General features: G+C 61.7%; 24 protein-coding genes and 1 tRNA gene. 13 read left to right on the top strand and 12 right to left on the bottom strand.

From position 1 onward, the window contains the following. Window positions 1-8: 8 nt before the first annotated feature. Entirely contained in the window at window positions 9-353 is a 345-nt protein-coding gene (locus VXL81_RS13250; protein ID WP_019298230.1) for a YbaB/EbfC family nucleoid-associated protein, read from the top strand. Between the two features lie 157 nt (window positions 354-510). Continuing rightward, a complete protein-coding gene (gene recR, locus VXL81_RS13245) occupies window positions 511-1,110 on the top strand; it encodes a recombination mediator RecR (RefSeq protein WP_416534616.1) in 600 nt (199 codons plus the stop codon). Between the two features lie 152 nt (window positions 1,111-1,262). On the opposite strand, the gene VXL81_RS13240 is transcribed toward recR, so the two are convergent. After that, window positions 1,263-1,339, bottom strand: a tRNA-Met gene (locus VXL81_RS13240). Window positions 1,340-1,594: 255 nt separating this feature from the next. Continuing rightward, window positions 1,595-2,365, bottom strand: coding sequence for a DUF1013 domain-containing protein (locus tag VXL81_RS13235; protein WP_340546702.1), 771 nt, complete (start codon window positions 2,363-2,365; stop codon window positions 1,595-1,597). 142 nt (window positions 2,366-2,507) lie between these two features. Here VXL81_RS13235 and VXL81_RS13230 point away from each other — a divergent pair, with 142 nt between their 5' ends. Further along, the gene (locus tag VXL81_RS13230) at window positions 2,508-3,191 is read left to right on the top strand and encodes a ribonuclease T2 family protein (protein ID WP_416554655.1); all 684 of its coding nucleotides are present in this window, start codon (window positions 2,508-2,510) and stop codon (window positions 3,189-3,191) included. A 214-nt stretch (window positions 3,192-3,405) separates the two neighbouring features. Then, the gene (locus tag VXL81_RS13225) at window positions 3,406-4,263 is read left to right on the top strand and encodes a DUF2189 domain-containing protein (protein WP_340546700.1); all 858 of its coding nucleotides are present in this window, start codon (window positions 3,406-3,408) and stop codon (window positions 4,261-4,263) included. Between the two features lie 49 nt (window positions 4,264-4,312). Here VXL81_RS13225 and VXL81_RS13220 read toward each other — a convergent pair whose 3' ends face one another. Together VXL81_RS13220 and VXL81_RS13215 are read right to left on the bottom strand one after the other, a co-directional pair. Then, entirely contained in the window at window positions 4,313-5,305 is a 993-nt protein-coding gene (locus tag VXL81_RS13220) for an NAD(P)H-quinone oxidoreductase (RefSeq protein ID WP_416554653.1), read from the bottom strand. A 91-nt stretch (window positions 5,306-5,396) separates the two neighbouring features. Continuing rightward, window positions 5,397-6,119, bottom strand: a complete 723-nt coding sequence (locus VXL81_RS13215; protein WP_340546698.1) for a COQ9 family protein — start codon at window positions 6,117-6,119, stop codon at window positions 5,397-5,399. 241 nt (window positions 6,120-6,360) lie between these two features. Between VXL81_RS13215 and rpsU the strand changes: the two genes are divergently transcribed. Then, window positions 6,361-6,567 (top strand): 30S ribosomal protein S21, encoded by a 207-nt coding sequence (rpsU, locus tag VXL81_RS13210; protein ID WP_005614280.1) that lies wholly within the window; start codon window positions 6,361-6,363, stop codon window positions 6,565-6,567. A gap of 480 nt (window positions 6,568-7,047) precedes the next feature. Here rpsU and ppk2 read toward each other — a convergent pair whose 3' ends face one another. From ppk2 to VXL81_RS13195, 3 genes are all read right to left on the bottom strand, one after another. Then, window positions 7,048-7,965 carry a polyphosphate kinase 2 gene (ppk2, locus tag VXL81_RS13205; protein WP_340546697.1) on the bottom strand — a complete coding sequence of 306 codons (918 nt, stop codon included), beginning with the start codon at window positions 7,963-7,965 and terminating at the stop codon, window positions 7,048-7,050. Between the two features lie 217 nt (window positions 7,966-8,182). After that, on the bottom strand, window positions 8,183-9,772 hold the full coding sequence (locus VXL81_RS13200; RefSeq protein WP_416554651.1) for a GMC family oxidoreductase: 1,590 nt from the start codon (window positions 9,770-9,772) through the stop codon (window positions 8,183-8,185). Between the two features lie 102 nt (window positions 9,773-9,874). Further along, complete coding sequence (locus tag VXL81_RS13195) at window positions 9,875-10,333, bottom strand: Lrp/AsnC family transcriptional regulator (RefSeq protein ID WP_014875917.1); 459 nt, start codon at window positions 10,331-10,333, stop codon at window positions 9,875-9,877. Window positions 10,334-10,470: 137 nt separating this feature from the next. Between VXL81_RS13195 and ald the strand changes: the two genes are divergently transcribed. The 4 genes from ald (at window position 10,471) to VXL81_RS13175 (ending at window position 14,124) form a co-directional block, all read left to right on the top strand. Further along, on the top strand, window positions 10,471-11,586 hold the full coding sequence (gene ald / locus VXL81_RS13190) for an alanine dehydrogenase (protein ID WP_416554649.1): 1,116 nt from the start codon (window positions 10,471-10,473) through the stop codon (window positions 11,584-11,586). Between the two features lie 143 nt (window positions 11,587-11,729). Next, entirely contained in the window at window positions 11,730-12,314 is a 585-nt protein-coding gene (locus VXL81_RS13185; RefSeq protein ID WP_416541107.1) for a TetR/AcrR family transcriptional regulator, read from the top strand. 73 nt (window positions 12,315-12,387) lie between these two features. Continuing rightward, window positions 12,388-13,419, top strand: a complete 1,032-nt coding sequence (locus VXL81_RS13180) for an NADP-dependent oxidoreductase (protein ID WP_416554647.1) — start codon at window positions 12,388-12,390, stop codon at window positions 13,417-13,419. A gap of 30 nt (window positions 13,420-13,449) precedes the next feature. Further along, window positions 13,450-14,124, top strand: coding sequence for a type 1 glutamine amidotransferase domain-containing protein (locus VXL81_RS13175; protein WP_340546692.1), 675 nt, complete (start codon window positions 13,450-13,452; stop codon window positions 14,122-14,124). A gap of 79 nt (window positions 14,125-14,203) precedes the next feature. On the opposite strand, the gene VXL81_RS13170 is transcribed toward VXL81_RS13175, so the two are convergent. From VXL81_RS13170 to dgcN, 3 genes are all read right to left on the bottom strand, one after another. Further along, complete coding sequence (locus VXL81_RS13170; protein WP_340546691.1) at window positions 14,204-15,064, bottom strand: D-amino-acid transaminase; 861 nt, start codon at window positions 15,062-15,064, stop codon at window positions 14,204-14,206. A 10-nt stretch (window positions 15,065-15,074) separates the two neighbouring features. Then, window positions 15,075-16,040 carry an N-acetyl-D-Glu racemase DgcA gene (dgcA, locus tag VXL81_RS13165; protein WP_416554645.1) on the bottom strand — a complete coding sequence of 322 codons (966 nt, stop codon included), beginning with the start codon at window positions 16,038-16,040 and terminating at the stop codon, window positions 15,075-15,077. Window positions 16,041-16,214: 174 nt separating this feature from the next. Continuing rightward, window positions 16,215-17,216 carry an N-acetyltransferase DgcN gene (gene dgcN, locus VXL81_RS13160; protein WP_340546689.1) on the bottom strand — a complete coding sequence of 334 codons (1,002 nt, stop codon included), beginning with the start codon at window positions 17,214-17,216 and terminating at the stop codon, window positions 16,215-16,217. A gap of 315 nt (window positions 17,217-17,531) precedes the next feature. Here dgcN and VXL81_RS13155 point away from each other — a divergent pair, with 315 nt between their 5' ends. Beyond that, window positions 17,532-18,494 carry an L-malyl-CoA/beta-methylmalyl-CoA lyase gene (locus tag VXL81_RS13155; RefSeq protein WP_340546688.1) on the top strand — a complete coding sequence of 321 codons (963 nt, stop codon included), beginning with the start codon at window positions 17,532-17,534 and terminating at the stop codon, window positions 18,492-18,494. A 52-nt stretch (window positions 18,495-18,546) separates the two neighbouring features. Further along, window positions 18,547-19,152, top strand: coding sequence for a hypothetical protein (locus tag VXL81_RS13150; protein WP_416545182.1), 606 nt, complete (start codon window positions 18,547-18,549; stop codon window positions 19,150-19,152). 53 nt (window positions 19,153-19,205) lie between these two features. On the opposite strand, the gene VXL81_RS13145 is transcribed toward VXL81_RS13150, so the two are convergent. Then, window positions 19,206-19,658 carry an Lrp/AsnC family transcriptional regulator gene (locus VXL81_RS13145; RefSeq protein WP_416534626.1) on the bottom strand — a complete coding sequence of 151 codons (453 nt, stop codon included), beginning with the start codon at window positions 19,656-19,658 and terminating at the stop codon, window positions 19,206-19,208. A gap of 73 nt (window positions 19,659-19,731) precedes the next feature. Here VXL81_RS13145 and VXL81_RS13140 point away from each other — a divergent pair, with 73 nt between their 5' ends. Further along, on the top strand, window positions 19,732-20,328 hold the full coding sequence (locus VXL81_RS13140; RefSeq protein ID WP_340546685.1) for a LysE family translocator: 597 nt from the start codon (window positions 19,732-19,734) through the stop codon (window positions 20,326-20,328). Window positions 20,329-20,331: 3 nt separating this feature from the next. Here the strand turns inward: VXL81_RS13140 and VXL81_RS13135 are convergent, their stop codons facing one another. After that, the gene (locus tag VXL81_RS13135; RefSeq protein ID WP_416534627.1) at window positions 20,332-21,168 is read right to left on the bottom strand and encodes an AraC family transcriptional regulator; all 837 of its coding nucleotides are present in this window, start codon (window positions 21,166-21,168) and stop codon (window positions 20,332-20,334) included. A gap of 120 nt (window positions 21,169-21,288) precedes the next feature. Here VXL81_RS13135 and VXL81_RS13130 point away from each other — a divergent pair, with 120 nt between their 5' ends. Further along, window positions 21,289-22,251 carry an acetyl-CoA carboxylase carboxyltransferase subunit alpha gene (locus VXL81_RS13130; protein ID WP_340546683.1) on the top strand — a complete coding sequence of 321 codons (963 nt, stop codon included), beginning with the start codon at window positions 21,289-21,291 and terminating at the stop codon, window positions 22,249-22,251. The last annotated feature ends 312 nt before the right edge of the window (window positions 22,252-22,563 follow it).

Genomic DNA, 22,563 nt, shown 5'->3' with positions numbered 1-22,563 from the left:
GAAAACAGATGCTCAAAGGCCTCGGCGGTCTTGGCGACATGGCCAAGATGATGAAATCGGCACAGGAACTGCAAACCAAGATGGCGCAGATGCAGGAAGACCTGCACAATGTCATGGTCACCGGCGAAGCAGGCGCAGGTCTGGTCAAGGCGACCGCCTCGGCCAAGGGCGATCTGAAGGCGCTGGATATTGATCCGTCGATCTTCAACGGCGACGACAAGGAAGTGGTCGAAGACCTGATCCTCGCCGCAATCAAGGATGCCCAAGCGAAGGCAGCCGAGAAGGCGCAGGACGAAATGGCCAAGCTGACCGAAAGCATGGGCCTTCCCAAGGATATCAAACTGCCGTTCTAAGCTGCGGCATCATGCAGACCCTATCAGGCGGCCCTGTGGCCGCCTTTTCTTTTGCCCCGCAGGCACTGTAAAACAAAACCTGAACAGACTGCCTGCGCCCCCTTGTGCTTTCCAAGGGCAATCAGCCTATATAGCAGGGCAGATAGGGGCGTTAGGCATGATCAAGAACTCCACCACCGATATCGAAGACCTGATTGCCCTGATGGCCAAACTGCCAGGGCTGGGGCCGCGCTCTGCCCGCCGGGCGGTCTTGCACCTGATCCGCAAACGCGCCCTGCTGCTGACACCACTGGCTGAAACGATGAGTGACGTTGCAGCCACGGCTCGTGAATGCCTCAACTGCGGCAATGTCGGCACCAGCGATCTCTGTACCATCTGCGAGGATATGACCCGCGCCAATGGCGAACTCTGCGTGGTGGAGGATGTCGCGGATCTCTGGGCGATGGAGCGGGCGGCGGTCTTCAAAGGGCGCTATCACGTGCTTGGCGGCACGCTGTCGGCGCTGGATGCCGTCGGCCCTGACGAGCTGCGCATTCCCCGTCTGGTGGACCGGGTTCAAGCCGAAAACGTCACGGAGGTGATTCTGGCGCTCAACGCCACGATCGACGGCCAGACCACGGCGCATTACATTGCCGATCAGCTCAACGGCCGGGTTCGACTCACCTCTCTTGCGCAGGGCGTGCCCATCGGCGGAGAACTGGATTACCTCGACGAAGGCACCATCACGGCGGCCCTGCGCGCCCGCAAGGACATCTGACACGCCCGTGCCACCCTTGGCCCACGGCCACGCCCCATGCCCAGGCGATATCTGATCAGACACAGCGGCTGGACGCTGATGTTCACAGGCGGAAACGCCGCGCAGTCACCCAGCACTATGCCAGTGGTCGAGTCTTTGTTTTCAAGGAGAAATGGTGGCGTGGGGGAGACTCGAACTCCCGACCTAACGATTATGAGTCGTTCGCTCTAACCAACTGAGCTACCGCGCCGTCGGGGTGCGAGGTACGCCAGCCACGGCCGCGCGTCAAGGCAGAAATGTCAGAAAAATGCAGCGATCCGCACCGAAAGGCGAATTTTTTGTGACGGTCGAATAATTGGCCTGCCCGCAGCTCAGCGGCCTGCCAGCATCCACGCCACAGCCACCCCGAAGGCAAGGCGCCTGAAACGCAAAAAAGCCACGGAACGCTGTGCATCCCGTGGCTTTTTTCTATCTTGCGTCACCCCTGTGCAGGGGCGCGTGTGGCTTAGAAACGGGGATCCGTATCGTCCTCGTCATCCTCGTCATCGCCACCGGCAGGCAGGTTGAAGAAGCTGTCAGCGTCAACCACATCCTCTTCTTCGGCGCGGCTCGGCTTGTCGCTGCCACCGAGGGTAAAGGTCTCCAGACCCTCGATCGCCGACGGCATACGGGGCTCTGCGTCCATCTCCAGCGACTGTTCAGTCGACACCAACTTGCGACGTTCGTCATCGCTCATCACACCACCTTCGGCAGCCTTCTTGGCGGCGGCTTTCTGTACGGCGGCATCCAGTTCGGACTGTTTACACAGGCCCAGCGCGACCGGGTCGATCGGCTGGATATTGGCAATGTTCCAATGGGTCCGCTCGCGGATCGCCTGAATGGTCGGCTTGGTGGTGCCCACCAGCTTGGAAATCTGGCCATCGGACAGCTCAGGGTGGAACTTCACCAGCCAGTAGATCGACGCCGGACGGTCCTGACGCTTGGACAGCGGCGTGTAGCGCGGTCCACGGCGTTTCTCTTCACCGGCAGCAGCCGGGTTGAACTTCAACTTCAGCTTATGCAGCGGGTTGTTTTCGGCCTTATCCACCTCTTCCTGCGTCAGCTGGTTGTTGGCAACCGGGTCGAACCCTTTGACGCCAGCAGCCACATCGCCATCAGCGATGCCCTGGATTTCCAGCTCGTGCATACCGACAAAATCGGCAATCTGTTTGAAGCTGATCGTGGTATTGTCCACCAGCCACACGGCGGTCGCCTTGGCCATCAACGGTTTTGCCATGCGCTCATCTCCTTAGTAACACGGTTGTCCCAGATACATCTTTCCCGTCGCCTGAAAGAGGCTTCCCCGATTTGGGGCGGTTTCCGTTGTCGGGGAACTTCAATTCTATATAGTCGCGATGTTTCTATAAGGAAAGAGGCGAATGCGCGGCATCAAACGGACCCTGAAGGCAGCCCTTATTGCGGTAGCAACTGTCGGACTGGGCATCGCCTTTGCCGCGACATCGCCGAGACAGGCAACAGCCGAAGGCGAGATTGCCGGGCAGTTCGACTACTATGTCCTCAGTCTCAGCTGGTCGCCGAACTGGTGTGCGCTGGAAGGCGACGCCAAACGGTCCGAGCAATGCGACCCCCGCCACGATTATGGCTGGACCCTGCATGGGCTCTGGCCGCAGTTCCATCGTGGCTGGCCGAGCTACTGCCGCACCGCAGAGGCACCGCCGACCCGCCAGCAGACGCAGCAGATGGCCGACATCATGGGGACTTCCGGCCTCGCCTGGCATCAGTGGAAGAAACACGGAACCTGTAGTGGCCTGTCCGCTCGCGAATATTTCGCCCTCTCCCGGCAGGCCTATGCAGAGATCAACCGACCGCGTGCCTTTCGCAGGCTGACCCAAGCCGTGACCCTACCCGCCAGTCTGGTGGAGCAGGCCTTTCTGCAGGACAACCCCGATCTGAAGCCCGACACGCTGACCATCACCTGCCGCGATGGCCACATCCAGGAAGCCCGCATCTGTCTGTCCCGCGACCTGAAACCCGTGCCCTGCGGCCGCGATGTGATCCGGGACTGCACGCAGAAAAACGCGGTGTTCGAGCCGATCCGCTAGCGCTGCGATCGGCACGGCCAGACGACTCCTGCGCCGAAGCACAGGGAGAGGCACCGGGAAATGGCATCCCTCGCGCCATAGTGACCCAATTTGCGCTGCCTTTATGGTAGACTGAGCATATGCACCACTCTGAGAGCACCTCAGATCCGGACCTGTCGTGCTCACCTCCCTTGACCGGACTGCCGCGCACTGCGCGAACCCGAGAGGAATAATCATGGCACGAACCATCGGAAACCCCATCAGCTGGCTGGCAAAATCCGTTGGCCTAACCAGTTCCCATCTTTCCGCTTCGGTGGACCATCTGGGCAGTGACAAGGCAGGCGAGATGCCCCGCGTGCTCCAGCTGGACATGGCAGACCTCGGTGCTGCGCTGCGGGCCGGGTGGCAGGATTTCGCGGCCTGCCGATCTGACGCCATGGCGCTTGTCTTTCTCTACCCGCTGATTGGCGTGGCCTTGGTTGTCCTCAGCCTGTCGATGAACCTCCTGCCGTTGATCCTCCCGCTGGTCCTCGGATTTGCGCTGGTTGGCCCGGTCGCCGCCGTTGGGCTCTATGAGATGTCATCACGCCGCGAGGCCGGTTTCACACCGCGCTGGATGGACGCCTTTGCCGTGCTGCGCTCCCCGGCGTTCCTGTCGATCCTGATGCTGGGCCTATATCTGGCCGCGCTCTGCATCCTCTGGCTGACGGTGGCTGCGGCGATCTACAACCGCACGCTCGGGCCCGAGGCCCCGACATCTCTGGCGGCCTTTACCCAGGATATCTTCACCACCGGTGCCGGCTGGGCAATGCTGGTGATCGGCGGCACCGTAGGCGGGATCTTCGCCTTTGCAGCGCTCGCGGTCAGCCTTGTGTCTTTTCCGCTGTTGCTGGACCGGCATGTCGGCCTGCCCATCGCTGTCGCCACATCCCTGCGCGTGGTGCGCCGGAATCTCTGGGTCTCGCTGGTCTGGGGCCTCATTGTCGCGCTTGCGCTGCTGGTCGCTGCGATCCCGATGTTTGCGGGCATGATCGTGGTGGTCCCGGTATTGGGACACGCCACCTGGCATCTCTATCGCCGAGCCGTTGCCTGACACGTGTCGGCGACAACCGCGCCAGCACGATCAGCCCGCGCGGCGGGGCCTACCCCTCGCCGCCGACCTCCAGAACAATCTTGCCGATATGCGCAGAGCTTTCCATCCGTGCATGGGCCGCCGCCGCATCTTCCAGGGCAAAGGTCTGGTCCATCACCGGCGCGAATTTCCCTGCCTCGATAAGTGGCCAGACCACCTCGCGCAGATCCCGCGCAATCTGCGCCTTTGCCAGATCGCTCTGTGGTCGCAGTGTTGATCCGGTCAGCGTCAGACGCCGCGCCATGACCTGGGCAAAGTTCAACTCCACCTTCGGACCTGACAGAAACGCGATGTGGACCATGCGGCCATCATCCGCGAGCGCACGCACGTTGCGCGGAATATAGTCGCCGCCCACCATGTCCAGAATCAGATTGGCCCCGCCTTCGCTTTTCATTACCTCGACGAAATCCTCATCGCGGTAATTGATCGCCCGTTCGGCCCCAAGCGTCAGGCACGCCGCACATTTCTCATCTGATCCGGCGGTCGTGAAGACCCGCGCGCCCAGCTGCGAAGCAAGCTGAATCGCGGTTGTTCCGATACCGGATGACCCTCCGTGAACAAGAAACCGCTCCCCGGCCAACAGGCCCCCGCGGGTAAAGACGTTGGACCAGACGGTGAAACAGGTCTCCGGCAGGCAGGCTGCCTGCTTCATTGACAGCCCCTCAGGCACCGGCAGGCAATGCGCCGCTGGCGTCACGACATATTCGGCATAGCCGCCGCCGGGTAGCAGCGCACAGACCCGGTCGCCCACAGTCAGCTCGCTGACCCCGGCGCCAATGGCGACCACCTCGCCTGAGGCTTCCAGGCCCGGCAGGCCGCTGGCGGTCGGGGGAGGTGCGTATTTGCCCGCGCGTTGCAGCGCATCCGGGCGATTGACGCCTGCATAGGCCACTTTCAGAACCACCTGCCCATGCGCCGGGGTCGGCATCGGGCGCGCACAGCCCTGCAAAACCTCAGGCCCACCCGGCTCGCGAATCTCAATCGCCTGCATCATCTCGGTCATTGGCATTCCTCCGCTGTTGTCACTGCCTAGCAAAGGACGGCTGCCCGTCAAAGACGTTGCATTGGCACAGGCAACCAGAACGTTGCGCCCATCAGCGCCGCGGGGTCGACCAGCTGCCCGGCAGGTCGTCGCGCGCGCTCGGCGCCTTTATCTGCTGGGCCAGCCAGTTCGGCCCCACCAACAGAGGTTTCAGCAACGGGTTGGACTGCATCTGCGCCTTCAGTTTCTCGAACTGCATGACGTTATCGATGCGACGGTCGAGAAACTCCCAGCTGGCTTGGTGGTTCAGACTGTCGTCTCCCAGCCAATAGAGCACGGTCGAAGAATAAACGCCCGCAAGCGATCCCCGCTTGGTGTACCAGTTGATATCCTCCGAAGAATCGCCAAGCGCGGTCCAGATCGCATCCACCGTGCCCCAGATCAGCCGAACACCATCGCCTGCGTATTGTGGCAGCGAAAACAAAGTGGTGCCACGGCGCACGGCTTCCTTATCGTCGACGACCTCCAGCCGCAGACGCACCGCCCGTGCGATCTTGTCGCGAAACCGCAGGCCGGTCATGTCCTCTTGCGCCAATCGCTCAAGCATCAGCTGATCACCACGCCTGTGAAAGGCAACCGCCAGATCTACCGCGCCGCGTGGGCACAACGCCTCCGCCAGCGCCGGGGCAACCCCGGCGTCCGCCACCGCTGCAGAGAATGTCGAGGCGCTCCAGCCATCAAAGGGCACATGCAGTAATGCGGCATTCAGCAGCCGCTCGATGGTGTCGCCCGCCTCAGGCACGGAGCGCGGGTCGGTGTGATCCTCAATCGTCATGATATCGCCTTCCGAAATCTCATCTCTCTCTAATCGCAATCGCGTCTTCTGGACACCGGGTATCACCTGCGGCGCGGACAGACACGCCCGGACTGTTCGGCTCAGCGACAATGACGCATCAAACAGCTACAGGAGCATCTGCACCGCCCCTGCCCGGCACTGGACAAGCTAGCACGACCTTGCTATATGGCCAGCTCCTGCAAATCCTTGCAACTCAACTTAGAAAGGTGGTGAAAACCACATGCAGGTTAGTGTTCGCGACAATAACGTCGATCAGGCGCTTCGTGCCCTGAAGAAAAAGCTGCAGCGTGAAGGCGTCTTCCGCGAAATGAAGCTCAAGCAACATTTCGAGAAGCCGTCCGAGAAAAAAGCGCGTGAGAAAGCTGAAGCGATTCGCCGTGCCCGTAAACTGGCACGTAAGAAAGCACAGCGCGAAGGCCTCCTCTGAGCCCTTCGATCCGCAGTTCTGGACGCAAAATTGACGACCCCCGAGGCTTTGCCGCGGGGGTTTGTCGTTTTTGCCCTCCCCGAAAATAGCGAGTGCGACAATCCGTCGCCTATAAAATTAATATTTTATCAAAAAATACACGCAATACGTGTGTTCGTTTCAGGAAAACTGCGCTAGTCTGGTTAATGCACGGGCAGGCTGAAGCGTTTCCCCAGCAGCTGCCCGCTCCATCGGATCTGGAACACCCGGTGGTTTAAACCCGGAGCAGGCAGCGTCTCCCCCCCATCAGGCGCTTGTCTTACCCCCTTACAACCAAGGCATTTGCCGCTCCGGGTTCCTTCTCTCCTCAGAACCCACGGGTAGACAGCGCCCTGACTGCGCTTTCCCTAACAGCCCCGCACCACGCCTGCGCGCCCGCCCGATCAGGCGCAGCCAGGGCACGGTCCCGGCGGCTGTCCAGACGCGACAAACGGCCTGCCGTCAGTAGATCTTGGGCACGTAGAGGTCATCCGGCAGCACCCGGCGTTCGTAATCGGGCTTGTACTCCCGGTCCGGCAGTGAGACCCGTTCGCTCGGCACCTCGCTATATGGAATCTTCGTCAGCAGATGCTCGATACAGTTCAGCCGCTCGCGCTTCTTGTCGTTGCCCTCGACGATATACCAAGGCGCTTCCGGGATATTGGTGCGCTCGAACATATCTTCCTTGGCCTTGGTATACTGCTCCCAGCGGATTCGGCTCTCCAGATCCATCGGCGACAGCTTCCACTGTTTCATCGGATCATGGATCCGCATGAGAAACCGCAGCTGCTGTTCTTCATCGGTGATGGAGAACCAGTATTTCAGCAGGATGATGCCCGACCGAACCAGCATCCGCTCGAATTCGGGAACGTCCTGAAAGAACTGTTCGACCTGGTCATCGCTGGCAAATCCCATGACCCGCTCCACCCCGGCGCGATTGTACCAGGAGCGGTCGAAGAGCACGATTTCACCCGCCGCTGGCAGATACGGCACATAGCGCTGGAAATACCACTGGCTCTGCTCACGGCGGCTGGGGGCGGGCAAGGCCACCACCCGCGCCACCCGCGGGTTCAGGCGCTGGGTGATCCGCTTGATCACCCCGCCCTTGCCTGCGCTGTCGCGGCCCTCAAACAGGATGCAGACCTTTGCCCCAGTGTGCTGGACCCAGTCCTGCACCTTGATCAGCTCCGCCTGCAACCGCAGCAGATTGCGGAAATAGACCTTACGGTCCAGCATCTCCGGATGCTGTGAGCGATAGATCTTGCGCAGCTCCATCGACAGCATCGGTTCGGCGAACTCGATCTCGAAATCTTCGTCCAACGTGTCCTGAAGTTCAGCGTCCAGCCAGTCAAAGGAATCAGGGTCATACTCGCTGGTCACGCTCGGGCTCCTTGGTCGGTTAGTGGTCAGTCACGCGGCAGTAGCAGGCAGATGTGATTGTTTCATGTCACACCATACCGTCGCAGAGATCCGTCGGCACTCCGCGCCGTCACTGCCAACAGGCCATCGCTCCCCGTGGCGCGACCGCCGACAGGGTCAGAACAGGGAATCGAATAATCCGAACGGGCGCAAGGGGGCACGGTGCGAGAAACACCAATTACGCGCGATGATCACTCAAAATCATGTCAGCTGCCTTTTCCGCGATCATGATTGTGGGGGCATTGGTATTGCCGCTGGGAATCACCGGCATCACACTGGCATCAACCACCCGCAGCCCCGCCACTCCGCGCAGCCGAAGCGCCCCATCCACCGGCGCCGCCTCCTCGATGCCCATCCGCACCGTACAGGTCGGGTGAAATATCGTGGTGCCGATATCACCCGCTGCCTGCATCAGATCCGCCTCCTCATCGGATCCGCCGCCCGGCTTCAGCTCCTCCGGCAGATAGCGGCGCATGGCGGACTGCCCCATGATCGCGCGTGCCTGCCGGATCGCGGCGACCGCGACCTGACGATCGCCTGCGGTTGACAGGTAATTGGGTGCAATACGCGGCGCCTGCATCGGATCGGCGCTGGTGATCGCCACCTCACCCCGGCTTTCGGGCCGCAGGTTGCACACACTCGCCGTCAGCCCCGGAAAGTCATGCAGCGGCTGACCAAAGGCCTCCAGCGTCAGGGGCTGCACGTGATACTCCAGATCCGGCGTCGCCAGATCCGGGCGCGACCGTGAAAACGCACCCAGCTGACTGGGCGCCATCGACATCGGGCCAGACCGGCGCAGCGCATATTCGGCAGCGATCTTCACCTTGCCAATCAGCGAGTTTGCCAGCGTGTTCAGCGTCTTTGCCCCGCTCAGCCGCCAGGCGCAGCGCAGCTGCAAATGATCCTGAAGGTTCCGGCCAATCTCAGGTAGGTCACGATGCACCTCGATCCCATGCGCCCGCAGCAGTTCCGCCGGACCCAGGCCAGAGAGTTGCAGGATCTGAGGGCTGTTGATTGCGCCCGCCGACAGCACGATTTCCCCCCGCGTCCGCGCGGTCCTGACCACGCCCCCCTGGCTGTACTCCACGCCCACCGCCCGGCCCTCTTCGATCAGAATGCGCCGTGTATGGGCGCCGGTCTCGACCTTCAGTGTCTCGCCGGTTGCGGTCCGCAGAAACGCCTTTGCGGTGTTCATCCGCCAGCCGCCACGCTGATTCACCCGGAAGTAACCGACTCCTTCGTTGTTACCGGTGTTGAAATCCGTGACCTTTGGCAGCCCCCAGTCCGCGGCCGCCTGCATCCAGTCGTCCAGCACATCCCAATGCAGCCGCTGGTTTTCCACCCGCCATTCGCCGCCCGAGCCGTGCAGATCGGACGGCCCTTCAACATAATCCTCTGACTTCTTGAAATAGGGCAGCACGTCGTCCCAGCCCCAGCCTGTCAGGCCGCGCTGACGCCAGCCGTCATAATCCGCCGCCTGTCCGCGCAGGTACAACATCCCGTTGATGGAGGAACAGCCGCCCAGCACCTTGCCACGCGGATAGATCAGCGCCCGCCCGTTCAGCCCGGCCTCGGCCTCGGTCCGATACATCCAGTCGGTACGCGGATTGTTGATGCAATAGAGATATCCCATCGGGATATGCACCCAATGGTAGTTGTCCCTGCCTCCCGCTTCCAACAGCAGCACGCGCTGCCCTGCGGCACTCAACCGGTTGGCCAGCACACACCCCGCGCTGCCCGCGCCAATGATGATATAGTCCCAGTCCATATGCCCCCGCCCGCGACGATCCTGCCGTCTTGTTCTGCCTGAGTAGTCTTTCCCAGATCACGGAGCCTTACAAGCCGCCCTGCCACAGGGGCGCTGCCCCGGTCAGACCGGCAGCGCCGTGGTCTTGAACACCGTACGCAGCGCAAAGGAGCTTTGCATCTGCGCCACGCCGGGCAGTCGCGTCAGATGCTGGCGATGGATGCGGGCGAAATCATCGGTGTTTTCAGCCACCACCTTCAGGATGTAATCCGCCGTTCCCGCCATCAGATGACATTCAAGCACATCCGGAATGCGTGCCACTGCCTTCTCAAACGCGTCCAGCAGCTCGTCGGCCTGGCTTTGCAGGGTAATCTCCACAAATACCGTTGCGGGCAGGTTCATCTTGCGTGCATCCAGCAGCGCGACATAATTGCGGATATAGCCATCCGCCTCCAGGCGCTGGACCCGTCGGTGGCAGGCCGACGCCGACAGGTTAACCTGTTCGCTCAGCTCTGCGTTGGAGATCCGGCCCTGCTTCTGCAACACCTGCAAGATCCGACGATCCGTGTGATCAAGTGACATATGGTGAAAGATCCTTCGTCAAAGTTACAATATATTCGAAGAACCTTCGATCTGCACCTTTTTAATCTGCCCAAAAAAGAAGCACTTTTCACTGCGCCTGCGGCACAATAGCGCAAGCATGTAGGAGGAGTGATTACATGAAAATCGGATGCCCCACAGAGATCAAGCCGCAGGAATTCCGTGTCGGCATGACGCCGGACGCCGCCCGTGAAGCCGTTAACCACGGACATTCTGTCCTGATCCAGGCCGGTGCTGGCATGGGTGCAGGTTTCACCGATGAGGATTACGTCGCCGCTGGTGCCGCCATCATCGACACCGCCGAAGAGATCTTCGCGACCGCCGAAATGATCGTGAAGGTCAAGGAACCCCAGGCCGTTGAGCGCAAGATGCTGCGCGAAGGCCAGCTGCTGTTCACTTATCTGCACCTGGCCCCCGATCCGGAGCAGACAAAGGACCTTCTGGAAAGCGGCTGTACCGCCATCGCCTATGAAACCGTGACCGACGACCGTGGCGGCCTGCCGCTGCTGGCGCCGATGTCCGAAGTGGCCGGCCGTCTGGCCCCGCAGGTTGGCGCATACACCCTGCAAAAGGCAAACGGTGGCCGTGGCGTTCTGATGGGCGGCGTCCCCGGCGTGGCCCCCGCCAAGGTTGTTGTGATCGGCGGCGGTGTGGTCGGCACCCATGCGGCCAAGATCGCTGCGGGCATGGGCGCAGATGTCACTATTCTCGACCGTTCGCTCACACGCCTGAAGTACCTCGACGATGTCTTCGGTCGCGACTTCAAGAACCAGTATTCCACCGCTGGTGCCACCGCTGAGCTGGTCCGTGACGCCGATATGGTGATCGGTGCGGTTCTGATCCCCGGTGCCGCGGCGCCGAAACTGGTCTCCCGTGCACAGCTCAGCGAGATGAAGCCGGGTGCGGTTCTGGTCGACGTCGCTATCGACCAGGGCGGCTGCTTCGAGACCTCCCGAGCCACCACCCACGCCGATCCGATCTACGAAGTCGACGGCATCATGCACTACTGCGTGGCCAACATGCCGGGCGCCGTCGCGCGCACCTCGACCCAGGCCCTGGGCAATGCGACCCTGCCCTTCATGCTGAATCTCGCCAACAAAGGATGGAAACAGGCCTGCGCCGATGATCCGCACCTGCTGAACGGTCTGAACGTCCACGCGGGCAAGCTGACCTATTTCGCCGTCGGCAAGGCACTGGGTATCGACGTCGTCTCCCCACAACTGATGATCAAGTAACACCTCCCTCACACTTGGCATCAGCCTGAACAAGGCCCCGCAATCGCGGGGCCTTGTCGCATTTTCAGCAGGTTTGATCCGCCGCAGAAATAATTCTGCAAGCGCCACTAGACAATCGGTCTAGTCAGCTTATGTCTAGCATCATGAGTGAGACACGCCTGCAAATTCTGGACACCGGCCGCAAGCTGACCGCACAGCGCGGCTACACCTCGGTTGGCCTGACCGAGCTGCTGAGCACGGCGCAGGTGCCCAAAGGCTCCTTCTATCACTATTTCGCCTCGAAAGAGGATTATGGCTGCGCGCTCCTGCGCCACTATGTTGATCAATACCGGCTGGAGCTCCGGCACACGCTGAATGATCCCGAACAATCGGGGCGGGATCAGGTGCTGGGCTATTTCCGCTGCTGGAAAGATCGCCAGATCTCCGGCAACGCAGAGCAGAAATGCCTGATCGTGAAGCTAGCAGCAGAAGTGTCCGATCTGTCCGCCGACATGCGCGCGATCCTGCAACACGGCGTGGAATCGATCGTCGCCCGCCTGTCCGACTGCCTTCGCGGCGCACAGGCGGATGGGTCTCTGGCCGCAAGTGTCGATCCCGACCAGACCGCCACAACCCTCTACCAGATCTGGCTGGGAGCCAGCCTCATGGCACATCTGTCCCAGGACGGCGCGCCGTTTGAAACCGCCATGTCCCAGACCCTGATCATGCTCCCACCACCGCAGAGCTGATCCGCGCCAAAAAAATTTTCCAACCACTAGACGATCGGTCTAGTTCGTAACTTCATCAGAGAGGAACCATCCCATGCCACAGTCCGACAGCACCAACCGCAAATTCATCCTCGCAGAGCGCCCCAAGGGTGAGCCGACCGACAGCACCCTGCGCCTGGAAACCAGCGACATCCCGACCCCCGGCGAAGGCCAGATGCTGCTGCGCAACGAATACCTGTCGCTGGATCCCTACATGCGCGGCCGGATGAGCAGCGCCCCGTCTTATGCCGCTCCGGTCGAAATCGGAGAGGTCATGGTGGGCGGCACCGTTGCACAGGTCGTGACCTCCAACCTTCAGGGGTACGAACCGGGCGACTGGGTTGTCGCCTTCGGCGGCTGGCAGGACTATGCACTGTCTGATGGATCCCTCACCATCAATATGGGCAAGACCCCGCAGAACCCCTCTTGGGCGCTTGGTGTTCTGGGCATGCCCGGTCTCACCGCCTGGGCGGGTCTCACCCAGATCGGGCAGCCAAAGGAAGGCGAAACACTGGTGGTCGCAAGCGCCAGCGGACCCGTGGGCGCGACCGTTGGCCAGATCGGCAAGATCCTCGGTTTGCGCGTTGTCGGCATCGCCGGCGGGGCCGAAAAATGCCAGCATGTCGTCGACACTTTGGGCTTTGATGCCTGCATAGATTACAAGACTGATAGCTTTGCCGACGATCTCGCCAAGGCGGTCCCGGATGGCATCGACATCTATTTCGAGAACGTCGGCGGTGCAGTCTTCGATGCGGTGATGCCGCTGTTGAACCCCTCGGCTCGGATCCCGCTCTGCGGCCTCATCTCCCAGTATAATGCCACCGCCCTGCCCGAAGGCCCCGACCGGATGAACTATCTGATGGGCCAGCTGCTGCGCAAGCGCATCACCATGCGCGGCTTCATTGTCTTTGACGATTTCGGCCACCTCTACCCGGAGTTCGCCAAGCAGATGACCGGCTGGGTACAGGACGGCAAAGTGAAATACCGCGAGGAAATGATCGAAGGTCTGGAACAAGCGCCCGCCGCATTCGTTGGTCTCCTGAGAGGCGAGGCCTTTGGCAAACGCGTCATTCACCTCGCCGACTGATCTGAACTTCATATGGAAAGGAGACCCGAGATGAAAATCCTGATGGTTCTCACATCCCACGACCAACTGGGCGACACGGGCGAAAAAACCGGCTTCTGGCTGGAGGAATTCGCCGCCCCCTACTACGTGTTCAAAGATGCCGGCGCCGAAGTCACGCTGGCCTCGCCCAAGGGCGGCCAGCCGCCACTTGACCCCAAAAGCGACGATGATAGCGCCCAGACCGAAGCCACCCGCCGGTTCAAGGACGATCCCGCTGCACAGGGCGCCTTGGCCAACACCAAGGTGCTGTCCGAGGTGACAGACGCAGGTTTCGATGCGATCTTCTACCCCGGTGGCCACGGCCCGCTCTGGGATCTGGCCGAAGACGCCGACAGCCGCCGCCTGATCGAAGGGTTCGCCCGGAGCGACCGCCCGGTCGGCGCCGTCTGCCACGCCCCGGCCGTGTTCCGCCACACCGAGGGGGCCGATGGCAAACCGCTGGTGGCGGGCAAGCGCGTCACCGGATTCACCAACACCGAGGAAGAGGCCGTTGGCCTCACCGATGTGGTGCCCTTCCTGGTCGAGGACATGCTGAAAGCCAATGGCGGCCTGTATGAAAAACAGGACGACTGGGCGGAATTTGCCATCATCGACGGCAAGCTGGTCACCGGACAGAACCCGGCCTCCTCCGAGGATGCAGCCCGCAAGCTGATGTCGCTTCTCTAACGACGCGCGACAGACCACCAATAAAAAGGCCGCCCTCCATCACGGGGGCGGCCTTTTCCGGTCTCGCAGAACAGCGCGATCAGATCGCTTCTTTCATGCTTTCTTCCAGATAGATCTCGCGCAGGCGCTTGGCGATCGGGCCCGGCGTACCATCGCCCAGCGCTACACCATCGATTTCAACAACCGGCATCACAAAAGCAGAAGCCGAGGTGGTAAAGGCCTCATCCGCCGCCTTGGCTTCCTCGATGGTGAACAGGCGCTCTTCCACTTTCAGCTGCGCCTCTTCCGCCATGCGCAGAACCGCCTTGCGAGTGATGCCGTGCAGAATGTCATTGGACAGCGGGCGGGTGACGATCACGCCATCCTTGACGAAATAGGCGTTGTTCGACGTCCCCTCGGTCACATGACCATCCTCGATCATCCAGGCGTCATCTGCGCCGGCCTTCTTGGCCATCATCTTGCCCATGGAGGGGTAGAGCAGCTGCACCGTCTTGATGTCGCGACGGCCCCAGCGGATGTCCTCGATCGAGATGATCTTGGCGCCTTTCTTGGCTGCCGGGCTGTCCGCAAGACCGGGTTTGTTCTGGGTAAACAGCACCAGCGTCGGCTGGGTATCGGCAGAGGGGAACACAAAATCACGATCCCCGTCCGAGCCACGGCTGACCTGCAGATAGACCAGGCCCTCCTCGATACCGTTCAGTTCAACCAGCTTGCGGTGGATCTCCAGCAGCTCTTCCTTCGAGCAGGGCTCCGCCATCTCCAGCTCATCCAGCGAGCGCTTCAAACGCACGGCGTGACCTTCGAAATCGATCAGCTTGCCGCCCAGAACCGATGTCACCTCATAGACCGCATCCGCCATCAGAAAGCCGCGGTCAAAAATGGAGACCTTGGCTTCGGTCTCGGGCAGGTATTCGCCATTCACATATACGGTACGGGTCATCTTGGTCTCCTTAACCCCACAAGGCTGCGTTCGGCGGGTGCACGCCGGCTGCGTCGAAATTCAACGGTTCCTCGCGGTCTTCGGCCAGAAGCAGCGGCCCGTCAAGGTCCGTGACCACCGCACCCTGCGCCACCAGTGTCGCAGGGGCCATCGCCAGAGACGATCCCACCATGCAGCCCACCATCACATCAAAGCCCCGCGCCAGTGCCGCCTCGCGCAGTTTCAGCGCTTCGGTCAGCCCGCCGGTCTTGTCCAGCTTGATATTGATGACGTCATATTTTCCTTCAAGCGCAGCAAGGCTCTCACGGTCATGGCAGCTCTCATCGGCGCAGACCGGCACCGGCCGCTCCATCCCTAACAGGGCCTCATCCTCTCCCGCGGGCAGCGGCTGTTCAACCAGCGCCACACCCAGCCGCACCAGATGCGGGGCAAGATCGGCATAGACCTCCGCGCTCCACCCCTCATTGGCATCAACGATGATCCGCGCATCAGGCGCACCCGCGCGCACGGCTTCCAGGCGGGCCATATCGTCAGCGGTCCCCAGCTTGATCTTCAGCAGCGGACGATGGGCATTCTTCGCTGCCTGCGCCTGCATGTTCTCGGGGCTATCAAGCGACAGCGTATAGGCGGTGATTTCCGGCTTTGGCTCTGGCAGACCTGCCAGCTCCCAGACGCGCTTGCCCACCCGTTTCGCTTCCAGATCCCATAGCGCACAATCCACTGCGTTGCGCGCCGCGCCCGCAGGCAGGAGCGATTGCAGCTCTTCACGACCAAATGTCTCAGGCAGACCTTCAATCTCGGCAGTGACACTCTCAAGCGTCTCGCCATAGCGCGCATAGGGCACACATTCGCCCCAGCCCGTCATACCATCCTGCTCAATGCGGACCGTCAGCACCTTGGCCTCGGTGCGCGAGCCGCGGGAGATGGTAAAGACCTGCGCCAACTTGAAGGTATCGGGGGTCACGCTGATCTGCATGGCTGTCTCCATCACTGCGGTTTTAGTCAATCTCTATTTGGTCAAATCCGACCGCGCGGGATCCAACCGGACAAGGCGCCGGCAAGGACGCAGGCCCCGGATGTCATCTTTCCCGAAATACTCCCGCCGGAGGCTCCGATCCTGTCGGACCACCCCGGCGACAGCGAGGTTAGATCACACCGCGTTCAGCGCGTCCACCAGACGGCCAGCGCCATGGCGATAGGGGTCAACCGCAGGCAGACCCATCCGCGCCTCGACCTCGGCGAGGTAGGATTTCGCCTCTTCCTCGCTCAAATGCTGGGTGTTGACGGAAATGCCGACAACCTTGCAGTCCGGGTTGGAAACCTGCGCCAGCGGCAGCGCGGTATCACGCAGCTGCTCCAGGCTCGGCAGCTTATATCCCGGCAGGCCACGCATATGCTCACGGGTCGGCTCATGGCACAGGATCAGCGCATCCGGCTGCCCACCATGCACCAGTGCCATGGTCACCCCGGAATACGACACGTGAAACAAAGAGCCCTGACCTTCGATCAGATCCCAGTGGTCGTCTTCATTGTCCGGCGTCAGATACTCGACGGCACCGGCCATGAAATCCGCAATCACGGCATCCAGCGGCACGCCCTGGCCGGTGATCAGAATACCCGTCTGACCCGTCGCGCGGAAGGACGACTTCATCCCGCGTTCCTGCATCTCGGCATCCATCGCCAGCGCGGTATACATCTTGCCGACCGAACAATCCGTGCCAACCGCCAGACAGCGCTTGCCGCTGCGCTTCACCCCATTGGCGATCGGATAGCCAACAGTGGGCACGCGCACATCATGCAGGGTGCCGCCATGGGTCTGGGCAGCTGCCACCAGATCGCCCTCATCGCGCAGCAGGTTGTGCAGGCCAGACGCCAGATCATAGCCCATCTCGAGGGCCGCAATCAGCACCTCTTTCCACGCCGGAGAGATCACGCCGCCCCGGTTGGCAACACCGATCACCAGCGTCTTGGCACCGGCGGCCTTGGCCTCTGCCAGCGTCATGTCGGTCAGCCCCAGATCGGCACCACAGCCCGGCAGGCGGATCTGGCCCACGGCATGGTCGGGCCGCCAGTCACGGATACCGATGGCCACCTTGGCAGCCAGCATATCGGGCGCGTCGCCCAGAAACAGCAGATACGGGGTCTCGATCATGGCGGGGCCTCCTGAGTAAAAGTCGAGTTCCGCGCGAGTGTAAGAGAGCCGCTCTGCGAGAGGCTCCCGAATTCCGCGCAATATCCGCAGGTCAACGCAGATTTCTTCGACGTTTTCGCAAATTACACGAAGATTATTCGATCCTCGCGACGGATGCGCGCGTTCCTTGCTTGGTTGCGCCCGCAGGCACGCGCCAGAGCTGCCGCTTTCTGCACCTGCAATGCTGCGCTTGCACAAATTCCTTGCAGGTCGGATCGTAATTTAATACCAAAACAGAAGGAAAATTTGACACTTCATTACTCAAAGGTCGCCAGCATGAGTTTTCGCATCCAACCCGCCGCCCCGGCCCGCCCCAACCGTTGCCAGTTGTTCGGCCCCGGCTCCAACACCAAGCTCTTTCCCAAAATGGCGGCCTCGGCAGCGGATGTGATCAACCTCGATCTGGAAGATTCGGTAGCCCCCTCCGACAAGGACAGCGCCCGCGCCAATGTGATCGAGGCCCTGAACACGGTCGATTGGGGCAACAAATACATGTCGGTGCGCATCAACGGGCTGGATACGCCCTATTGGTATCGCGATGTTGTGGATCTTCTGGAACAGGCCGGTGACCGCCTCGATCAGATCATGATCCCCAAGGTGGGCTGCGCTGAAGACGTCTATGCGGTCGACGCGCTGGTCACCGCCATTGAACGCGCCAAGGGCCGCAGCAAACCGGTATCCTTTGAGGTGATCATCGAATCCGCTGCGGGCATCGCCCATGTCGAAGCCATCGCCGCCAGCAGCCCACGCCTTCAGGCCATGTCGCTGGGTGCGGCGGATTTCGCGGCCTCAATGGGCATGCAGACCACCGGCATCGGCGGCACGCAGGAAGACTACTACATGCTGCGCGCGGGCGAAAAACACTGGTCCGATCCCTGGCACTGGGCGCAGGCCGCCATCGTTGCCGCCTGTCGCACCCATGGCATCCTGCCGGTGGACGGTCCATTCGGAGATTTCTCTGATGACGAGGGCTATATCGCCCAGGCCAAACGCTCCGCCACGCTGGGGATGGTCGGGAAATGGGCCATCCACCCCAAACAAATCGCACTGGCCAATCAGGTCTTCACCCCGTCGCAAGAGGCAGTCTCCGAGGCCCGCGAAATCCTCGCCGCAATGGAAACCGCCAAGGCCAACGGCGAAGGCGCCACCGTCTACAAGGGTCGCCTGGTCGATATCGCCTCGATCAAACAGGCCGAGGTGATTGTCGCCCAATCGGACCTGATCGCCAGCAACAGCTGACCCAGAAAGCCGGGAGCGCAACCGCGCTCCCGCCCAGCCACAGGCGCAGACCATGACCGACCTCACGCTCATCCATACGGCCGACGTCCATGTGGCAACCTTCGAGGCGCTGGCCGGCTCGGCAAAACTGCATCACATTGTCCGCCCCGACTGGCTGGAACGGGCGCAAAATGGCATCGACGACACCCTGCGCGAGGAGGTCACCGCCGAGATCCGCCAGGTCACCGGTCCCGCCCTGTGCACCTGCACCACGCTGGGCGAGCTGGCAGAAACCGCTGGCGCCACGCGACTCGACTGGCCGATGATGCAGGCCGCCGCCCAGATCGGCGGTCCGGTGCTGCTCGCCTACTGCCTGGACAGCACCCGCGCGGCCTCCACTGCGCTGCTCGAACGCGCCTTCGCCCAAAACGGCCAGACCGCCGAGATCCGCAGCCTGCCGCTGACCGGTCTCTGGCCTCATTTCACCAATGGCAACAGCGAGTTGTTTCACACCGAGATCGCCACTTGGATCAGCACCAGCCTGGCCTTGGTGGCTGATACCGCCTGTGTGGTCCTGGCGCAGGCCTCGATGGCCGGGGCTGCTGATCTCGTAAAAACGGAGATCCCCGTACTGGCCTCCCCTGCCATCGCCATGCGCGCCGCCCTGGCCGAAGGGTGACAGCAGCCCTGTCACCTTTCCTCAAATACTCAAAAATACCACCACCCCGGCGCTCAGGCCCGCAGATCCTTGGGCGATCCCATGACCACATAGGTGGTGATCGAAGTGACATAAGGCGACGTGCCCAGAATATCGGTGTGAAACTTCTTGTAACTTGGCAGATCTGCGCATTCGACCCGCAGCAGATATTCGATGGTGCCGGTGATATTGTGGCACTCCACCACCTCCGGCGCCTGTCGCATCGCAACCTCAAAGGCCTCCTGCGCCTCCTTGGTGTGTTCGCCAAGGCCAACGCCGATATAGGTGACAAACCCCACGCCTAGCGCCTGACGGTTCAACACCGCACGGTAGCCGGTGATGAGACCGCTGCGCTCCATCTCCTGCACCCGGCGCAGACAGGCCGAGGGCGACAGACCAACCCGGTCGGCGAGCTCTAGATTGCTTATCCGCCCGTCCCGGGTTAGCTCACGCAATATCTTGTCGTTTATTTGATCAAGTTTCGCCATTTGTTGCAAAACATGATCCATTCACGCAGAGAACGCAATTTCATTCACGCCGAGACCCTGCATTTTCATCGCCATGACTTATGAACTCTTCCTCGCCCTTGCGGCTTTTGTCTTCGGCACTGTTTTCACGCCGGGTCCCAACAATCTGATGCTGATGGCCTCGGGCGCCAATTTCGGTTTCCAGCGCACCCTGCCACATCTTCTTGGCGTGGCGATCGGCTTTCCGCTGATGATCCTGCCGGTGGGCCTTGGCGTGATGCAGCTGTTCGACGCCTTCCCGCCACTCACCTGGATCATGACCGCCCTGTCGGTGGCCTATATGCTCTGGCTGGCCTGGAAGGTCGCCAATGCGGCCCCGCCGCAGGACGGCGAGGCACAGGGCACACCGCTCAGCTTTCTTCAGGCCTGCGCCTTCCAATGGGTCAACCCAAAGGCCTGGGCAATGGCACTCGGCGCGATCACCCTCTATGCAGCCAGCCGCGATGTGACGGCGATCCTCTGGGTATCGGGCACCTATCTGCTGATTGGCTGTTTCTCAGCCTCGACCTGGACCATTCTGGGTCAGCAACTGCGACGGCTGCTGACCCGGCCCGCTCAGCTGCGGGCATTCAACTGGACCATGGCGGCGCTGCTGTTGGCCTCGCTGGCCGCGATCCTGCTACAGGGCTGACACTCACTTCAGCGGCAGGCAGATCTCGGTCAGCAGCTCCTCCGGCGCGACCTGATGCGGATCATTGAGATAGATCTCGTAACAGGGCGCATCGGCCGGCTCTTCCTGCGACTGCGGTAACCAGGCCCCGAACAGATCGCCATAGGCCGCATGGATCCCGGAGTATGGCCCCTTGTAAGTCAGGACTGCGGTCTTGCCGCCGGGCAAGACAACCTCTTCCATCCCCTCCGGCAGGACGCTGTCATCGGCCGTGCTGGCCCCGGCGAAGCTGCGCAGCTCCGCATCCGGAACAGCATCCGGGCTGTCGAGGTAGACACCGATCATCTGGCGCATCTGCGGCCAGAGATTGCGCGCCGTACAAAGCGCGGAAAAGGCCTCGAAACTGCGACCAATCTCGCTATAGGCGCCTTTGTGGGCAAGCGCGGCCAGCCTGCGGCCGGGTTCGGTGCGAAGGGTAACGGGTAACATGGGTTCTCCTTTGGCAATCAGATTGGGATTTGGCGGCAGAAGACGGCCCCTTTTGCGAAACGCAGCGGGCGACACCCCATAGGCATCGGCGAAAACACGGGCAAAGGAACGTGGATTGGGATAGCCGGCAGCCTCGCCGATACGCTCGATCCGCGCGCTGCCCTGCACCAGAGCGGTCGCCGCCAGATGCAGCCGGATACGGCGCACCGCCTGCGCGCAGGTTTCCCCGGTCAGGGCGCGAAACACCCGGTGCCAATGGAACCGCGACATCGCCGCGACATCCGCCAGCGCATCCAGCGACAGATCCCCCTCGGGGTTGTCGTAGATATACGCCAGCACACGCAGAATGCGGTCCTCATAGGAGTTGCTCATCGGAAAACGTCCCTCTTCTGACCGGTTTTGGATGCCATAGCAGCACTTCACAAATCTTGCTGAGTTGCATCCGCCGCCCCTTGAGGCCATATATCGGGCAAACCGCTCGAGTGAGACGACATGACCCAGTACATGGATTTTGAGAAACCGTTGGCCGAAATCGAAGGCAAGGCGGAAGAACTGCGCGCCCTGGCCCGGGCCAATGAAGAGGCCGATCTGACAGATGAGGCCGCAGCGCTAGACGCCAAGGCGGCGCAGTTGCTGATCGATCTTTACAAGGATCTGACCCCCTGGCGCAAATGTCAGGTCGCGCGTCACCCCGAACGGCCGCATTGCCGCGATTACATTGATGCGCTGTTCACCGAATACACGCCACTGGCCGGTGACCGGAACTTTGCCGATGATCTGGCGGTTATGGGCGGCCTGGCCCGCTTCAACGACCAGCCGGTTATGGTTATTGGCCATGAAAAAGGGTCCAACACCAAGGCTCGCATCGCCCATAACTTTGGCATGGCCCGCCCCGAAGGCTACCGCAAGGCCATCCGCCTGATGGAAATGGCCGGTCGTTTCGGCCTGCCCGTGGTGACCCTTGTGGACACCGCAGGCGCCTATCCCGGCAAAGGTGCCGAAGAACGCGGCCAATCCGAAGCCATTGCCCGCTCAACCGAGATGTGCCTCAAGATCGGTGTGCCGCTGATCTCCATCATCATCGGCGAAGGCGGCTCCGGTGGTGCCGTGGCCTTTGCCACCGCGAACCGCGTCGCAATGCTGGAACATTCGGTTTACTCCGTGATCAGCCCCGAAGGCTGCGCCTCGATCCTCTGGAAAGATGCCGAGAAAATGCGTGAAGCCGCCGAAGCCCTGCGCCTTACCGCCCAGAACCTCAAGGAGCTGGCCGTGGTGGATAAGATCATCCCGGAACCGCTCGGAGGCGCCCATCGCAATGCCGAAGCCGCCTTTGAGGCGGTGCGCGGCGCGCTGGCGGAGATGCTGGCCGAGCTGGAGGGCAAAGATGCCGCCACGCTGATCAAGGACCGGCGCCAGAAGTTCCTGGACATCGGCTCCAAGGGGCTGGCGGCCTGACGCCTCCCCCGCCCTAAAGTCCGCATCCTTGCGGCGCCGGTGGCATAACTGCCCGGACCAGGGCGCATGGCCATCACTACAGCAGCCGACAAAGCCGACCCTCGCCCGGTCGGCTTTGTGACATCAGCGGGCATCACCGGCTGCCAACCGGCAACTGAGCAAAGCGGCCCGCACTGCTGATCCGGTCTCGCCGTCCTCATCGGCCAGACAGGAGGGATCGGTCATCCAGCTCCCTCCGATCCTCGATCAGCGCCGGCCCTCAGGGCAACGGTACGCAAGCGCTCCCGCGGCCACGCTTCACCGGCTTACGCC

The sequence above is a fragment of the Phaeobacter sp. JH204B genome (assembly GCF_048055755.1).
Taxonomy (GTDB): domain Bacteria; phylum Pseudomonadota; class Alphaproteobacteria; order Rhodobacterales; family Rhodobacteraceae; genus Phaeobacter; species Phaeobacter bryozoorum.
Note: the sequence above shows the minus strand (reverse complement) of the source record. Positions and strands in the feature narration are given on the sequence as shown.

What these genes read in the sequence shown, in the direction of transcription:
- VXL81_RS13215 (WP_340546698.1), bottom strand. Translation starts at nt 6,119, where the DNA reads ATGACGATTGAGGATCACACCGACCCGCGCTCCGTGCCTGAGGCGGGC.
- ald (WP_416554649.1), top strand. Translation starts at nt 10,471, where the DNA reads ATGAAAATCGGATGCCCCACAGAGATCAAGCCGCAGGAATTCCGTGTC.
- VXL81_RS13200 (WP_416554651.1), bottom strand. Translation starts at nt 9,772, where the DNA reads ATGGACTGGGACTATATCATCATTGGCGCGGGCAGCGCGGGGTGTGTG.
- VXL81_RS13140 (WP_340546685.1), top strand. Translation starts at nt 19,732, where the DNA reads ATGACTTATGAACTCTTCCTCGCCCTTGCGGCTTTTGTCTTCGGCACT.
- VXL81_RS13235 (WP_340546702.1), bottom strand. Translation starts at nt 2,365, where the DNA reads ATGGCAAAACCGTTGATGGCCAAGGCGACCGCCGTGTGGCTGGTGGAC.
- VXL81_RS13195 (WP_014875917.1), bottom strand. Translation starts at nt 10,333, where the DNA reads ATGTCACTTGATCACACGGATCGTCGGATCTTGCAGGTGTTGCAGAAG.
- VXL81_RS13145 (WP_416534626.1), bottom strand. Translation starts at nt 19,658, where the DNA reads ATGGCGAAACTTGATCAAATAAACGACAAGATATTGCGTGAGCTAACC.
- VXL81_RS13170 (WP_340546691.1), bottom strand. Translation starts at nt 15,064, where the DNA reads ATGACCCGTACCGTATATGTGAATGGCGAATACCTGCCCGAGACCGAA.
- VXL81_RS13175 (WP_340546692.1), top strand. Translation starts at nt 13,450, where the DNA reads ATGAAAATCCTGATGGTTCTCACATCCCACGACCAACTGGGCGACACG.
- VXL81_RS13185 (WP_416541107.1), top strand. Translation starts at nt 11,730, where the DNA reads ATGAGTGAGACACGCCTGCAAATTCTGGACACCGGCCGCAAGCTGACC.
- VXL81_RS13155 (WP_340546688.1), top strand. Translation starts at nt 17,532, where the DNA reads ATGAGTTTTCGCATCCAACCCGCCGCCCCGGCCCGCCCCAACCGTTGC.
- dgcA (WP_416554645.1), bottom strand. Translation starts at nt 16,040, where the DNA reads ATGCAGATCAGCGTGACCCCCGATACCTTCAAGTTGGCGCAGGTCTTT.
- VXL81_RS13225 (WP_340546700.1), top strand. Translation starts at nt 3,406, where the DNA reads ATGGCACGAACCATCGGAAACCCCATCAGCTGGCTGGCAAAATCCGTT.
- VXL81_RS13250 (WP_019298230.1), top strand. Translation starts at nt 9, where the DNA reads ATGCTCAAAGGCCTCGGCGGTCTTGGCGACATGGCCAAGATGATGAAA.
- VXL81_RS13135 (WP_416534627.1), bottom strand. Translation starts at nt 21,168, where the DNA reads ATGAGCAACTCCTATGAGGACCGCATTCTGCGTGTGCTGGCGTATATC.
- rpsU (WP_005614280.1), top strand. Translation starts at nt 6,361, where the DNA reads ATGCAGGTTAGTGTTCGCGACAATAACGTCGATCAGGCGCTTCGTGCC.
- recR (WP_416534616.1), top strand. Translation starts at nt 511, where the DNA reads ATGATCAAGAACTCCACCACCGATATCGAAGACCTGATTGCCCTGATG.
- VXL81_RS13180 (WP_416554647.1), top strand. Translation starts at nt 12,388, where the DNA reads ATGCCACAGTCCGACAGCACCAACCGCAAATTCATCCTCGCAGAGCGC.
- VXL81_RS13150 (WP_416545182.1), top strand. Translation starts at nt 18,547, where the DNA reads ATGACCGACCTCACGCTCATCCATACGGCCGACGTCCATGTGGCAACC.
- VXL81_RS13220 (WP_416554653.1), bottom strand. Translation starts at nt 5,305, where the DNA reads ATGACCGAGATGATGCAGGCGATTGAGATTCGCGAGCCGGGTGGGCCT.
- VXL81_RS13230 (WP_416554655.1), top strand. Translation starts at nt 2,508, where the DNA reads ATGCGCGGCATCAAACGGACCCTGAAGGCAGCCCTTATTGCGGTAGCA.
- VXL81_RS13130 (WP_340546683.1), top strand. Translation starts at nt 21,289, where the DNA reads ATGACCCAGTACATGGATTTTGAGAAACCGTTGGCCGAAATCGAAGGC.
- dgcN (WP_340546689.1), bottom strand. Translation starts at nt 17,216, where the DNA reads ATGATCGAGACCCCGTATCTGCTGTTTCTGGGCGACGCGCCCGATATG.